The following is a 16,540-nucleotide window of genomic DNA, read 5'->3' as shown; positions in this document are numbered from 1 at the left end:
CTCATATATTTCTATTCATAAAAAAAGAGAAATTGCTATTAACAATTTCCCTTTTAACACAATATATTATTTACTTTTAATTTATTTCTTTAATTGTAAGCCTAATTTTTAATAAGTAAATTCCAAATTCTCTTTTATATTAAAAAAGTCTGCATAATCAATATCAAATAAGGGCTTCTTAACCCTAGATACATCTATTTTTTCTTTAATAAGTTGAGTTAAAACACCAGTATAAGATAAATCACCTTGAATTATAGCTCCATAAATCTTTCCTTCTTTGTGAATTATCTTCTTATAATCTTCACCTTCAACATCAATAACTTCTTCATAGCTATCATCAGGCTTAATTACTGTTCCTAAAGACATTGTAGCTAAATTACATATATTCATAGTATTCTTGCTTCCAAAAAAGTCTGTCATAAATAATTCTCTTCCAAGCATATTGCTGGCAGCAATTATTCCTTCCTTAACAGCAGTTGGCCATATAGGGTTTCGTCCAGTAACATCACCTGCACCATAAACATCTTTAGTATCTGTTTCACCTTTTTCATTTATAACTAACCCAAACTTATCACAGTCTATCCCTGCATCTTTTATAAAACCTACATTTGACCTAACACCAGTTGCTACAATTACTAAGTCACAAGGTACTTTATCTCCTGTATTCAACTCAAGTTCCTTTGGATTATTATCTTCATCAACTATAAGTTTTTCAGCTCTTACACCAAATCTTAAGTCTACTCCTCTTTCTTCTAACCTTTTGTTATAGGCATCTGCTGCATAATGATCTAATTGAAGGGGAAGAATTCTATCCCCCATTTCTACCAAATGAATTTTAACATCATATTTTAGTAACCCTGCTATTGCATCTATTCCTACTAATCCTCCACCTAAAACTATTACATCTTTAATACTAGGTAATAAATCTTTTATTAAAATAGCATCTTCTAAGTTTCTAAGTCCTACAACATTTTTAGCTTCTCTTAGGTTTTCAATAGGGGGAATAAAAGATGATGAACCTGTTGCAAGGCACACTTTATCATACTCAACCTCTTCACCATTGTCTAAACTAAGCTTATGCCCCTTTGGATCTATTTTTATTACTTCTCTACCCTTAATCCAATTAACACCATAAACTTTAAAGAAATCATAAGGAGCAAAATTCAAATCGTCTATGCTTCTAACATCTTCAATATAGTGATGTAATATACATCTAGAAACTACATGCTCATCCTTTGAAATCAAAGTAATTTCAACATCTTTATTTAATTCCCTTAAAGTTTTTGCACAGCTAATTCCTGATGCTGAAGCACCAACTACTACACACTTCATATTTCTTGTACCTCCTCTAAAGTAATAGCATTTGTAGGACACCTTGCGACACATTGAGGATACTTTTCTTCTGTATTCCTACACATATCACACTTCATAATAACATGATTTGTTCTAGCATCAGTTTTTAGTACTCCATAAGGACATGCCATTATACACATAAAACAGTGTGCACATCTTGATTCATCATATAAAACATATCCTGTTTCATTATCTCTGCTCATAGCACCAGACATACAGGTATAAACACATTCTGGTCTATCACAATGTCTACAGAAAATAGGCGAATATCTTCCATCACTATTAATAGCTATTCTATTTCTTGTATCATGTCCTCCATGGGAAACAATACAGGCTGTAGTACATGTTAAACATCCAATACATTTCTTCCTATCTATTTTTATTCTTTTCATTTATTATCCCCTCCTATATTGCCTTCTTAATATTTACATGAGTAAATTTATATGAAGGCTCCTTTGAATAAGGATCATAAACTGATGGAGTAAGCTTATTACATTCAATGTAATGCATTGGCGCATATATATGATTTTTCTTAACTGTCCTAGAAAGCTTTGCTATAAATGTAGCACTTTCTCCATTTTGTGAATTTACAATAACCTTATCATTCTCTTTAATTCCATACTCTTCTGCTAATTCTGGATGAATATTTATATAAGCTTCACCTGGAACTATTGCAGTTACAAATTCAATCTCATTTGTTCTTGTTTGTGTATGCCATTGACCAACAGTTCCTCTTCCAGTATTAAAATAGTATGGATAATCTTCACTTGGCTTTGGATTTTCTTCTGCTACCTCTTCATATATAAACTTAGCTTTACCACTAGGAGTAAAAAACTTATTATCTTCATATAATCTTCTTTGATTATTTTTTAATTCATCACCTTTTTTAAATGGCCATTGAATTCCATTACCATCTTTCAACATATCATATTCAATTCCTGTGAAATCACAAGGCATTCCCTTAGTACATTCTTTTATTGTATTAAAGGCATCTTCAGGGGTTTTCCATTTATCTAGATATTTTCCCATACCTAGAGCCTTCCCTACTCCTAAGAAAATATCATAATCAGTATATTCATTCTCTTCCTTTCTTAAAGCTGGAACAATCCTTGATAAACGTCTTTCACTATTTATTAAAACTCCCTCTTTCTTAAGTCCAGATTGAGAAGGTAATAATAAATGGCACATCTTAACACTTTCAGTATTATCATAAATATCTTGAACAACAAAGAACTCTAAATGTTCAGTAGCTTCTCTAAATTTTCTACTATTAGTCCATGAAACTATTGGATTAGTAGCAACAATCCATAATCCCTTTATTTCTCCAGTAATACATCTTTCTATTATTTGATCATATGGAATTGTTGGTTTTGTTGGAAGCATTTCTTCAGGCATATTTAAAGCTTTAGATATTGCCCTTCTTCTATTCTCATTATCATAATCTCCACCACCATAAAAACCTGTGGTATTACTAAACAATCTTGAACCCATGGCATTACATTGACCAGTTATAGAGTTTGCCCCTGTTCCTGGTCTTCCAATATTGCCAGTCATAATTGCAAGATTAATTATTGCTTGTGCTGTTCTAACTGCCTGATAAGACTGATTTACCCCCATAGTCCACCAGAAGGACACCCTCTTTCCTTCATGAATTGTTTCTGCTAATTTTTCAACTCTTCCCTTTGATATTCCTGTTTTTTCTTCTACATCATCTAAAGTATATTTTTTAACATGCTCCTTAAAGCCTTCAAAGTCTTCTGTATACTTTTCTATATACTCTTTATCTATCCAATCTTTTTCTATAAGATAATTAGCTAATGTGTAAAGTAGTCTTAAATCTGCTTTCGGCTTAATATCTACCCACTCATCTGCTCTAATTGCAGTTTCTGATTGTCTTGGATCTATTACTATTATCTTTGGATTATTTTTGTTATTTCTAACTCTAGTCCAAAGAATAGGATGAGCTACAACTGGATTTGATCCAATGAATATTAAAGTATCTGATAATTCTAAGTCATCAAAAGTATATGGTGGTGCATCAAAGCCATAACTTTGCTTATGTGCAACTACTGAAGTAGCCATACATAGTCGTGTATTACCATCTCCATTCATTCCAAGATAGTTTCTACCTATATGGCCTAATAAAGCCATTTCTTCTGTTGTAAGCTGACCTGTGCTTATAAATGCTACACTTTCTCTTCCGTACTTATCTTGAAGTTCTTTTATTTTAGAAGCCATTACCTTAAAGGCTTCATCCCAAGATATTTGTTCCATCTTTCCATCTTTATCTCTTACTAAAGGATAAACAGGATTAGGAAATTTAGTATTTTGTTTATCTAAGTTTAATCCCTTAATACAACAGAAACCATTATTTACTGGATATCCTTGTGTTGGTACTACAGAGACTATTTCATTATCTTCTACATTGAAGTCAATGTTGCAAGCTATTGAGCAATAATTACAAGTTGATTGAACTTTTTTCATATCCACTATACAACTCCATTTCATTAAATTTCTTAATTTAGTCTTTGTAGTAATTCAAGCATTTATACCAATCATTATAAAACATCAATTAAGATGGAGTTCATATAGATTAACTACAGCCATAGTGTTGTAAAATAATATATAACTTAGTTCTTTATAAATACAAGTATTTTATAATTGTTAATCATATTTATTGTTTTGAATATACTATTATTAAAGAAACAATATTATAATATTTTAAATGAATGGAGATGTTTTTATGAAAAATAAAGAAACTTTAGATGAATCTAATTTTTACGGTCAAGTTTTAGAAGAAGAAAAGAAGGTTGATATCTCAAAACCTTGCGATCCAAGTAATCCTGATTATCCTTGGGTTTCATGTGGAATAGATAAACATAAGGATAAAGATAATGAATAACTTAGATAAAGTTAGTTATTTTAACTGTAATTATAATTTTCTAAAAACAAAAAAGGTGTAGCGGATATTTATTTTGCTTGTTCCGTCGCAAGCTCCAAGTCACATCAAAACAAATATCCACCCCCCCGTACTAAAGGTAAGGAAATTACAAAATTACTATCCTTTATTTTATATTTTTTAATATGAAAATGTAATAATACCTTTGATTTATAGCTAATTGAAATTTTATACTTTTCTAGACAGCAAATAAGGTTGTAGTTTAAACTACAACCTGAAAAATCTAAAATTATCTTCTATTTTGTTCTTTTTTTAGCTCTTCTACAAGCTATGCATCTTGTTGGTTCATTTTAAATTAAGCATCCTATAATTATTGTAGTTATATAAATAACATTAGTTATTACAAAGTTCTTAACGGCTAATACAAAAGTATCCTTTTTGGTTTGTAGTTCAAAAAAACTTTTGATATTTGCATTAACAGGTTTTAGAGCTACTAATGTTAATATTGATACTATTGGTAATATTCCAAATACTACACCAACAACTATACCTATAAATCCTATGTAATATAAAGTTCTAAATAATTTTAAAGCTTTTTCTTTACCTATGTATATTGGTAGTGTAAATCTTCTATTTACAAAGTCATCATCTATATCGCAAATGTTATTTGCTAACATTATATTTGATATACCTGTAATTGCTGGAATAGTAATTATAAATATAGATATTATCATTTTTATATCAATTACTAAACTGAAGTTCCAATTACTTATATTGATATTTAATACACCTTGATCAAATATGTGTATATATACAGCCAAAAATGTTATAAAGAATCCCATTGTTAAGCCTGAAAAAATTTCACCAAATGGAGTTCTTGAAATTGGAATAGGACCAAATGAATAAAATATACCTATACCAAAGCATATTACTCCTATTATAAGAATTGCTATATCAGTATTTAAAAATAACATTATACCTAAAGTAGCTGATATTATTAACATTGTTATTATAATTCCTAAAACTCTTTTCGGCTTTAGCCCATACTTAGTTATAGCATTATGTTCCTCATATCCAAACCCTTCTTTTTTAATAGCTTTGGTATAATCTACATAATTGTTTATTGCTGTAGTGGTCATATCAAAAACTATCATTGATAAAAAGAATAAGACTGCTTGTTTTGCATTAAAATTATCAAATTTATATAATGCAAAAACTGTACCTAAAGTATATGGAATTACACTTGCAACCTTTGTTTGAATCTCTACTAGCTTAAAAAAACTTGTTATTCCCATTAACAATCTTCCTCCTTTGTTTCTTTTAAATATCTTCATTTTTCACTTTATAATATCATAAAAAAAGTGGCCTCTCCACCCTTTAGGGGAGAAGTCACTTTTTAATTCATATATTAACTCTAATCCCACTTATATAACCTAAGTGTGATTGTATATTTACTATTCTACATTAAACATATAAAGTGATTGAGATAAGAAATTATCTTCTTTATCTTCGTATACTAGATACACGCTATAAACAGCCTTATCAAGGTTTGAAATATCAAAAGAAATAACTCCATTTTCATCTATTAATTCTTCTAAAGTTAAATTAACAACTTCAAAAGTTTTATTACTTCTTATAATTATTTCTCTTGGCTTTAATCTCTCACCATTTCTGTTTAAAACCTTATAATCTAAACTTACTATATTATTTTTTGCATAAAGCATCCCCTCTGTTATTATCTGAGGATTTCCATTTAAATTAGTTAATTTTTTAAGATTTTTAAGTGGTGATAAATCCTTAACTTCGTTATATGATATGTCTAATTCCTCTAAATTTTTAGCATATTGTAAGCCTTCTAAACTTGTTATCCACTCACCTGATGCTGATAAGTTTGTTAATTTATACATATCACCAATAGTTATATTATCACTTGATAAATTAAGTTCTCTCTTGATACTATCTTTTAAAGCCCTATCTTTAATAGTTATAATCTCATTTAAGTCTACTCTTTTCTCTAACTTAGATACAACCTCATTTAATTCCGTAATCATTAAGTTTATATCCTCTTGAGTACTTACTTTATCAGCTAACATCTCCTCAGCTTTAATTAAAGCTTCTTCAAATTTTTTAAATGATTCTTCAGTATAATCATCCTTCACAAACTTCTTAGCTTCCTTCACTAATGATTCTAAATCTTCATAATTACCTTGTACATCTTTTGCAAAATGAAGTTTAGCATCTCCCCATGTAGCATGATCTGATCCAATTCCATTTCCACCATCAGTTACCACAAGTTTTAATTCTTTAGCTCCAGCTATATCAACTTCTAAATACTTCATAGCATCTCTTGAAGACATTAACTCACTATCGAATTTCTTCTCTCCATCTACATATACTTGGAATGAAACTGATCCTACTGTATTATACATTTCTCTATCTACCCCAACATATGAGCTGAAGTATGCATAGTCTTTGTCAGTTAAGTCGTATATTATTGTTGAAGTTGCATGAGCTCCTATTCCTCTTTCAAATGATACTACATTACCATCTTTATCTGTTAATCTTAAAGCTTTAGCACTTGTTGATATATCCTTTTTAGGAACAGCATAACTATTTTGAGTAGATTTCCAATCATAATCTGTTAAGTAGTTATAATCATTCATATCAACTACTGATATAGTTCTAGTTTTAACTACTTCATTACCATCGCTATCAATTACTTTATAAGTTATTGGATACTTTCCTGTTTTGTTGAAATTAACTTTACCACTTACTTCAACTTTTTCAGTTATCTCTCCATCCTCAGCATCTATTGCACTATATTCTTCATTTAAATCTATTTCTTCTCCAAGCTTAGTTGATAATGATTTTGGAATAGTTAATCTAGGTTTTGCATTTGTAGTATATAATTTAGTATCTGCCCATGAAGCAAAATCTCCAACACCATTACCATCTACATTATCTGCTACCAATTTAAGTTCTTGTACTCCTGTAACATCTAGATTTATAAACTCTGCTTCACTATCTTTTCTTATTACATCAGAAGTATAAACTTCTTCTCCATCTGCAAATATTTTAAATATTATAGTAGTTTGATTAAGATCGTAGTTTTTATCAGTACCTATATATGTTGTGAAATTGCTATAATTTCCATCTAGTTTATATACTATTTCTGCATTTGTTGCAGCTCCTATACCTTTATCAAACTCTCTTATTTCACCATTAACCTTAAGTTTTATTTTGTTACTTGAATTAACTGCTGAATCTTTATTTACACTCTTCCATCCTGATACTGCTGACTCCCATTCCATATCAGATATATAAATACTATCACTATAAACTATAACCTTTCTATCTTTAGTTGTAGTATTATTATCACTATCTATAACGCTATAAGTTATAATGTATTCTCCTGATTTAGCTATATTAAAGTTATTACTATTAACTTTAATATTTCCAGTTATATCGCCATCCTCTTGGTCATTTGCAGTAACCCCTAAAGTTAAATCAAAATCACTATTTAGTTTAACATAAGTTACACCTTCTACAGTTAACGTTGGGAACTTAGCTCTTATTATTTCTTCAGCCTTGACTAAACATTCTTCAAATAAGTTAGCTGCCGGATGATTTTTAACCTCTTCTCTTAAAGCTTGCACCTTCTCTAATGTATTATAGCTATCAGAAACTTCTGTTTTAGTGTTGTCAGTAAATAAATTATCAATCTTATCAGCTAATTCATCTACTTTATAGAATGAAATTTCCCCTAAACTTGCCATACCATTATAAGCTTCTATAAATTTAAATTTAACTCTTCTTGCAGTAGTTTTAGATATTTTAAATTCTACAACATCAGTGTTACTTCCACTATATTCACCTTTTCCAGCTAAAACAAAGTCATTTCCTTCTGCATCATTTGAAACATATATTTCAAACTTTCTAGCAAACCCCTTTCCACCAGCATCTCTTCTAGCAGCATAGGCAATTCTATTTATTTCTTTGCTTTCTCCTAAATCAAATACAACTTCATTTTGGAATGTGTCGCTGTTTGGTTTATTAGTTTCCCAATGTGACTTTATATTATTATCAATTGCATTTTCTATAACACTACTAAAGTATTTTCCACCATTGTTAGTTACTGAAGACACTGGGACTTTGAATTCTTCATTATATTTATCTAAATTATCAAACTGTCCATATTTTGATTTAACTACTTTATAGTCTTCATATACTGTAATATAAGATTTCTTTTCTGTAGTATTATTATTACTATCTGTTACACTATAAACAACCTGGAATCTTCCAACCTTACCTTCCTCATAGGAATTTGATATTATTTCTATATTAGATGTTAAATCACCATCTTCAACATCAGTAGCTGTAATACCAGCCTTAAAATCAACTTCTTCATCTAGCTTATAAATCTTATCCTCTGCATTTATAACAGGTTTTGCATTGTTTGTAATAAACTTAGCATCTGCCCATATAGAATGGTCATATAAATTTCCGCTAATTTTAGCATCGGTCGTTATAAGTTTTACTTCCTTAGCTCCACTTACATTAACTCTTACATAGCCTGAATCTGTATCATGTTTAAATACTTTACTATCAAACTTCTTCTCTCCATCTACCCATACTTCAAAAGTAACTGAGGCTGCAGTATTTTTTGACCATTGATCCACACCTATATAGCTTTCAAAATACTCATAGCCTTTATTTTCAATATTATAAACTACTTCAGAATTTGCATGAGCTCCTATACCTTTACTGTAAGTAAATTCACTTCCATCCTTTAAGAATGTAATAGTTCCACCCATAACAGATTTATCCTTACGTAGTATACCATCCCCAACCCTTGAAGATACTTCTTGTAAATCTGATGCATAATCACATATGCTTACTACTTCAACGTCTACAACTTTTTCTACTACAATGCCTTCATCACTTATTTTATACTTAACTTGATATACACCTTTTTGGCTTGTATCTACATTGTTCGTAACTTCAACATTAGAAATTATATCATTGCCTTCATGATCTAATGCTTTTATATAATCCATAGGATTAAATTCTTCTCTTAATCCTAAAGTTATCTTATCATTTTTAATGCTCATACTTGGTGTAAATGAATAAATTTCAATAACTTCACCAGTTCCTAAGTTAAGATCATAAGGTATAACTTCATACTTAGAATTCTTAGTTTTATCTGCATTAATATCTACAAAGGAATTACTAGAAGTAAATCCTATTAACTCACCATCTCTAAATATTTCATATCCTAGTAAATCTGATTTAACCTCATCAGCCACATTAAATATTAGCTTAATTCCATTTTCTAATCTATTAAGTGAAACATCTAAATTAGTATCTTTAGTAAATCCATTTCCTTCATAATTAACCTTGCTGTTATTTAAGTACCATATCTTCTTATCTGGTTTTTGATATTTGCTAGTTTCCTTTTTAGTTTCTTCATTAACTTCAAATCCATGTCTAGAAAAATATTCGCTTAAATCTTCTCCTACTACTTCTGATGAAAATTTAATTAAATATTGCATTTTAACATTATTAGTATTTTCATTTCCTAAACTAACATTTCTTTCCCTATATAACTTATTTAAATTAGCCCAATAACCTGGTTTATACATTTCTAACTGCCAAAATACAGCTAACTTCTCAAAATATCCATATTCCATATATTTATTGGTATTTTCTCTTAATACATTTTTATAAGTATGAGATTCATATGGTATTCTATTATCTATTTTATTGTAAAATACAGACATATGCATAGGTAACATATTATTTGTAACCTCTCCATATAATCTTATATTTACATCCATTTTATGACCTATTTCATGAGTTAATCCCCAAGATGGCCCCCTCTCTTCAAATGGAATTAAGTGATTTGCCATTACATCCCTTTGCACTCCTATATGTCCAGCACCTGCATACATATATCCAAATGGTTGTGCTAATCTAACATTTTCTCTTATATACTTTGGATCATTTTTTTCACTACTTCCATCTAAACCATAGTATCTAAATATTTCTTTCATATGAATATTATAAGATTCTATTGTATCTAAAGGATTTACACCTTGTTCTATATAGGCCTTATATGCTCCTGTTGCAGTCCCTGTCCAAACTATATGATCACTTACAAACTCAAATACATCTAGAACCTCTCTGTCTAGAACATTAGGATTTTTTTCTATATCTTCGTCTATTGCTTTCTTATACTCTATTAAGAACTCTTTGAATTCTTCTACATTGGTATCCTTTGTAGCAAATGGGAACTTATCACCTGAAGCAAATCTTATAACTGGAGCTTTAGATTGCTCTTCGCTGGTATATGGATTTACTATATATACTGCTCCACCTTTAGTTACATCATATGCATATGCGCTATCCTTTGGTACTTCAGGAACAGTTATTACATTCTTACCTGGTACTAAACTCACAGTTTTCATCCAGTTAGCATAACTACCTTCTTGTTGAGAGAATGCTAATTTTGGCAGTGGCTGTGTTGGATCTGCATCTACATAAACAGTTATTCTATCTCCTGGCTTTGCAGATATTCCTGTTGGTTGATTGTTATTACCAAAACCAAATTTTAAATTACCATTAGCATGTTTTACCATATCCCCATGTTGTTCTGCAGTAATAATTTTTACAGTTTCTATTTCACCACTAAGTACTTTATTAGCTAATTCAAATGATTCTTTAAATGAATCCTCTAAAGGATGTCCCTTAACTGTATCTTTTAAAGCCTGTAATTTTTCTTCAGTATTAAAATCTTCCGATAGTTCATTCATTAATCCATTAGTAAATAAGCTTTCAACCTTATCAGCAATTTCATCTTCTTTGTAAAATGCTATTTCTGATAATGTAGCCCAATTCTGATCTGAATTTTTAAACTTAAATTTAACTCTTTTAAACTTAGTTGGATTAAACTTTGCTTCTACTAATCCAGATACTTTGTCATGCTTACCAGTTGCTACAAGTTGATATGTTTCCCCTTCAGATGTCGTAGAACCATATATCTCAAATTCCTTAGCAAATCCCTTATTATCAGATTTTCTTGCTCCATATACTATTCTATTTAATTCTACAGCTTCATTAAATTCTACCTCAACCTCGTTTGTAAAATTATTTGTATTATATGTGTTTGTTTCCCAATAGGTATCTAAATTATCGTCTATAGCATTTGTTATTACTTGTGAAGAATAATGCCTTCCATTATTTTTGATTCCTTTTATATTATTATTATCCATTTTAAATAAGCTTGAATATTCCTCATCAGAATAATGGTCAAACTTTTTAGTGATTGCTTTTGTAGGTTCTATCTTTTGTTGGTTTAATAATTCCTTAGCATTTTCTAAACTTTCTTTAAATCTATCATATAAAGGATGAGTTTTAGTTTCCTCTTCTAAAGCCTGTAATTTTTCCTTAGTATTAAACTCTGCTGATAATTCATTCTTTAATTCATTAGTAAATAACCTTTCAACCTTATCAGCAATTTCATCTTCTTTGTAAAATGCTATTTCTGATAATGTAGCCCAATTTTGATCTGAATTTTTAAACTTAAATTTAACTCTTCTAAACTTAGTTGGATTAAACTTTGCTTCTACCAATCCAGATACCTTATCATGCTTACCAGTTGCTACAAGTTGATATGTCTCTCCTGCAGATGTTGTGGCACCATATATTTCAAATTCCTTAGCAAATCCCTTATTATCAGATTTTCTTGCTCCATATACTATTCTATTTAATTCTACAGCTTCCTTAAATTCTACCTCAACCTCGTTTGTAAAATTATTTGTATTATATGTGTTTGTTTCCCAATAAGTATCTAAATTATCGTCTATAGCATTTGTTATTACTTGTGAAGAATAATGTCTTCCGTTATTTTTGATTCCTTTTATATTGCTAGTATTCATCTTGAATAAATTTGAATATTCGTCGTTAGAATAATCTTCAAATCTTCTTGTAATTGCTGTTGTTGCCTCAATTTTATTTTCTTGTAAAAGTATTTTAGCATTTTCTATATATTCTTTAAATTCTTCACAAAGCGGATGCTCTTTAACTTCATTTTCTAACGCTTCTAGCTTTTCTACTGTATTAAATTCTTTACTAACTTTACTCATTGTATCATCAGTAAATAAAGTCTTCATTTTATCACTTAATTTATCTTCCTTATAGAACATAAATTCTGATGCTGAAGCCCAATTTTTATCAGCTTCTTTAAATACAAATTTTATTCTTTTAAATGTTGTTTTGTTAAATCTAATTTCTACTACATCTCCGGTAGAACCTGTGTATTCACCACTACTTATTAATCTGAAATCATTCTCTTCATCCGTAATTGATCCATAGATTTCAACCTCTTTAGCAAACCCCTTACCTTTAGCTGAAGATTGTCTTGCTGCATACACTATTCTGCTTAAATCTGTTAATTCTTTAAACTTAAATACTACTTCATTTGTAAAATCAGAACTATTCTGCTTTCTTGTTTCCCAATGAGTATTAAAATCCCCATCTATAGCTTTATCAGCAGTAGATGCACTATTATAGTCACCTCCATTAGTAGTTATAGACTCAATATTTGAGTTGTCCATTTTGAATACCTTATCATAAGCAGCTATATTACTACTATTTAGTAATTCAAATTTACTAATGGTTGCTTTCGTAGCTTGAATTCCTTCCGTTAAAGTTAAATTACTTGATATTTCATCAGCTAAAACTTGTATTGACGGCGCTGAGAAATTAAGGATTACTGCTGCGGCCATTATGGCTGCAATTTTTCTCTTATTCATTTGTTCCCCTCCTGATTATTATCCTCCTCAGAAGTACATTAAAAAAAGCTACTCTAAAAGAGTAGCTCTATATTATCCTCATAAATAAGTATTCTTGCATAACAAATAAAAGCATTGATACTAATTAATCTTAGAAACAAAAAGTATAATGTACTCTTTGGCAACTGGCTGACATAGTTATTAACCTTAGTCCCTATAGCTTTGCGTCTTTAGGTTTCCCTAAATTTGCCTATTCAATTTTAATTACAAATGAATATTACCATTATTTCAAAAGAAACTCAACAAATTTTAGTATTTTTTTACTGATGAATATCTCTTCTCTAAGTAACTAATCCTAATAAATATAGTGAACAAATTTATATACTTAGTAATTCTGAGCGTGACTACAAACTATGGCCTTAAGGGATTATGCTATAACATCAAAATCACTTTATTACTTAGCACCTACAGTTTTCCATAAGTACTATGAGAGTGCAAGTTCCTCTAAATATTTTGATAACTTTGTAACCTCACCATCTGGTAACGTATATATGTATCCTAGTAAATTTCCTATAACTAAATTAGATAGTTATATAAATATACTAAGTGAATATATGAAAAAGGTGGATCAAAATTATGTTCTTATACTAGATGATGAAGCCTTATATAAAACAAATATATGGGGTTAATGATGTGATTAATAAATTAAACCAAAATCCTAAGGTTAGAATTGTAACTCCAAATAATTTTATGAAGCTTATTAATGAAAATGTAAAATCCAACTCATAATTAATATAAATAAAACCGTACGTAAGCAAAACAAAAGGAAAGAAATCGCAAATGAATTTCTTTCCTTAATTCTTTCTAATAAGTTTGTCCTAATAACCTATAATGAAAATATATAAATTATTATTAGAGGCTTAATTAATATCTTTCTATGCTTTATTCTCACATCCACATACTTTTATTTTTTCTTTTACAAATTCCTTAACTTCTTCCATTCCAGCCTTATTATACTTTTTAGGGTCTATTGTATCAGGTTTTTCTGCAAGATACTTATTAACTCCATTTGTAAAAGCTATTCTAAGCTCTGTTGCATAATTAACCTTACAAATTCCTCTTCTAATAGATTCTTGTACCTTTTCATCTGGAATTCCAGAACCACCATGTAATACAAGTGGAACTGATACAACTTTTCTTATTTCAGATAATCTATCTAAATCTAGGTGAGGTTCACCCTTATACATTCCATGAGCAGTACCTATTGCAACTGCTAGTGAATCAACACCTGTTCTTTCAACAAATTCCTTAGCTTGAAGTGGGTCTGTATATGCATCACCATCACCACCATCTAAGTCATCTTCTTTTCCTCCAACTTTACCAAGCTCAGCTTCAACTGCTATACCTGAAGGTTTGCACATATCTACAACTAATTTAGATATTTCTATGTTACTCTCAAAATCACTATGAGATCCATCTATCATAATAGAAGTATATCCTGCTCTATAAGCTTGTGAAGCTAATTCAAAGCTTGATCCATGATCTAGATGCATAACTACTGGTACCTTTGCTTTGCTAGCTGCCACCTTAACATTTGCTAAGAAATAATCAAGTCCTGCATACTTTACTGTAGATGGAGTAGTTTGCATAATAACTGGAGCATTCATTTCCTCAGCTGCACTAATAACTGCCATTACCATTTCCATATTTTCAACATTAAATGCTCCTATTGCATAATGTCCATCTTGAGCCTCTTTTAAAATCTTTTTTGTTGTAGTTAATTCCATAATAAATCTCCTTCCAAACCTATAACTTCTTCATCTTTGAAAAAGCAATCATATTAATTACTGCTGAATACAAACTATATATCGCAACTACTGCACTTAAAGCTATAAATATAAAATTGAAATTTTGTTGTATTGCATTTATAACAATAAGAATTCCAAAAAGCACATATGCACATGCCTTCATAACTGCCTTATCTTTTTCTTTGCTATTTATTATTTGATATAACTTAGAAGTCTTATTTTCTTTATTAAAGTTTTTTACAATCTTTAACTTATTAAGAAAGTAGCCTCTGAAATATATCTCGCTTAATACTACTGCTCCAATACCTACTAAAAGAGTATTTTCTAATGACTTAAAATAATCTCCTAATAAAACAAGAACAATAACAATTAGCGAATATCTATAGTAAATCAACCTAAATTTTTGTTCGCTACCCTTATCTATAAGATAGGCTCTCTTATTAAAAATGTTGTAATAAACAGCATTTCCATATCTATCTAAATAAATATTAGGACCAGCTAAACTAGATGTGTTCTTTCTCATTACAACATCACCTTTCCAAGACAATATGTTTGATGTACTGAGTAATCATCATTAAGTACCACTAGATCACTATCATACCCAACACCAATTCTTCCCTTATGCATATCTATCTTTAAACATTTTGCAGGATTAATTGTGCATGCATTAATAGCATAATTAAAAGGAACCATAGCCTCTTCAACTAATATTCTAAGACCTTCATTCATTCTTAATGTTGAGCCAGCTAGCCCCTTTGTTTCAACCAAATGAGCACTACCATCCTCATATATTTCAATTTCATTTCCACCAAATATAAACTTAGTACCTGGCTCAAACCCTTTTGCCATTAAAGCATCAGTAATCATAATTCCGTAATCTGGCCCCTTAGCATTAAAGAAATTATATAATGCTGCTACAGTTGAATGGTTTCCATCACAAATTACTTCTCCATACATTCCCTTAACTCTATAGGCTGCTCCAACCAGTCCATTTTTTCTATGATTAAATGGAGTCATTCCGTTATATACATGTGTTTGAGATCTTACACCATGTGCAAATCCCATTATTGCATCTTCATATGTAGCTGCTGAATGCCCCATACTAACTACAACTCCATTTTTAAATAAGTACTCTGTTAATTCATGTTCATCATCTACTTCTGGAGCTAAAGTTACATATTTTATTAATCCTTTTGCTACCTTTTGATAATATTGAAACTCCTTAATTGTAGGCTTAGTAATATACTCCTTGGGTTGAGCCCCCTTATATTCCATATCAAGGTATGGTCCCTCAAAATGTATTCCTAATATTTCTGCACCTTCATACCCCTCTTCTACAACTTTTGCCACATTAGCTAAAGCATTAGTAAGAACCTCTTTACTTTGGGTTATTGTTGTAGGTAGTATGGAAGTTACCCCTTCATTTACTATTCCTTTTGTCCACTTTCTAAGTCCTTGAGCATTAGCATCATTAGTATCAAATCCATATGCCCCATGACAATGGATATCTATAAACCCAGGAAGAATTCTTTTATTTCCATAATCAAGAGCTCCAGTTTTTTCATTGTACTTATAAATATCCGTTATTTTATTATCATCAATTTCAATTTGGGCTGGAATAAATTGATCTGCTATCCAAACCCTTTTACTTTGTATTAACATCCTATTCCCTCCTTATCCCACTTTAT

The 16,540-nt window shown here is 29.9% G+C and carries 10 protein-coding genes and 1 riboswitch; of the genes, 2 read left to right on the top strand and 8 right to left on the bottom strand.

Annotated elements, in window-relative coordinates:
* Positions 1-108: 108 nt before the first annotated feature.
* Genes KIB46_RS05530 through KIB46_RS05520 form a run of 3 tightly spaced genes read right to left on the bottom strand, consistent with a single transcriptional unit; the run spans position 109 to position 3,837 of the window.
* Positions 109-1,332, bottom strand: a complete 1,224-nt coding sequence (locus tag KIB46_RS05530) for an FAD-dependent oxidoreductase (RefSeq protein WP_291671122.1) — start codon at positions 1,330-1,332, stop codon at positions 109-111.
* A complete protein-coding gene (locus KIB46_RS05525; protein WP_049179531.1) occupies positions 1,329-1,745 on the bottom strand; it encodes a 4Fe-4S dicluster domain-containing protein in 417 nt (138 codons plus the stop codon). Before KIB46_RS05525 ends, KIB46_RS05530 begins: the two co-directional genes overlap by 4 nt.
* 13 nt (positions 1,746-1,758) lie before the next feature.
* Complete coding sequence (locus KIB46_RS05520; RefSeq protein ID WP_291671157.1) at positions 1,759-3,837, bottom strand: nitrate reductase; 2,079 nt, start codon at positions 3,835-3,837, stop codon at positions 1,759-1,761.
* 259 nt (positions 3,838-4,096) lie between these two features.
* Here KIB46_RS05520 and KIB46_RS05515 point away from each other — a divergent pair, with 259 nt between their 5' ends.
* Positions 4,097-4,255, top strand: coding sequence for a hypothetical protein (locus tag KIB46_RS05515; RefSeq protein WP_291671121.1), 159 nt, complete (start codon positions 4,097-4,099; stop codon positions 4,253-4,255).
* Positions 4,256-4,602: 347 nt separating this feature from the next.
* Here the strand turns inward: KIB46_RS05515 and menA are convergent, their stop codons facing one another.
* Positions 4,603-5,547: a 1,4-dihydroxy-2-naphthoate polyprenyltransferase gene (gene menA, locus KIB46_RS05510; RefSeq protein ID WP_156561366.1), complete on the bottom strand. Its 945-nt coding sequence runs from the start codon at positions 5,545-5,547 to the stop codon at positions 4,603-4,605.
* 159 nt (positions 5,548-5,706) lie between these two features.
* A complete protein-coding gene (locus KIB46_RS05505; protein ID WP_291671120.1) occupies positions 5,707-13,065 on the bottom strand; it encodes an NPCBM/NEW2 domain-containing protein in 7,359 nt (2,452 codons plus the stop codon).
* A gap of 156 nt (positions 13,066-13,221) precedes the next feature.
* Positions 13,222-13,305, bottom strand: a riboswitch (cyclic di-GMP riboswitch).
* Between the two features lie 152 nt (positions 13,306-13,457).
* Between KIB46_RS05505 and KIB46_RS05500 the strand changes: the two genes are divergently transcribed.
* Positions 13,458-13,733: a hypothetical protein gene (locus KIB46_RS05500; protein WP_291671119.1), complete on the top strand. Its 276-nt coding sequence runs from the start codon at positions 13,458-13,460 to the stop codon at positions 13,731-13,733.
* Positions 13,734-13,979: 246 nt separating this feature from the next.
* On the opposite strand, the gene fba is transcribed toward KIB46_RS05500, so the two are convergent.
* Genes fba through nagA form a run of 3 tightly spaced genes read right to left on the bottom strand, consistent with a single transcriptional unit; the run spans position 13,980 to position 16,514 of the window.
* On the bottom strand, positions 13,980-14,831 hold the full coding sequence (fba, locus tag KIB46_RS05495; protein WP_156561364.1) for a class II fructose-1,6-bisphosphate aldolase: 852 nt from the start codon (positions 14,829-14,831) through the stop codon (positions 13,980-13,982).
* A 19-nt stretch (positions 14,832-14,850) separates the two neighbouring features.
* A complete protein-coding gene (locus KIB46_RS05490) occupies positions 14,851-15,375 on the bottom strand; it encodes a hypothetical protein (RefSeq protein WP_291671118.1) in 525 nt (174 codons plus the stop codon).
* A complete protein-coding gene (nagA, locus tag KIB46_RS05485) occupies positions 15,375-16,514 on the bottom strand; it encodes an N-acetylglucosamine-6-phosphate deacetylase (protein ID WP_156561362.1) in 1,140 nt (379 codons plus the stop codon). The genes KIB46_RS05490 and nagA overlap by 1 nt, the downstream gene beginning before the upstream one ends.
* Positions 16,515-16,540 lie beyond the last annotated feature (26 nt).

Source organism: Clostridium sp., assembly GCF_018372875.1.
Classification (GTDB): Bacteria; Bacillota; Clostridia; order Clostridiales; family Clostridiaceae; genus Clostridium.
This window is presented reverse-complemented; position numbering and strand designations above follow the sequence as displayed.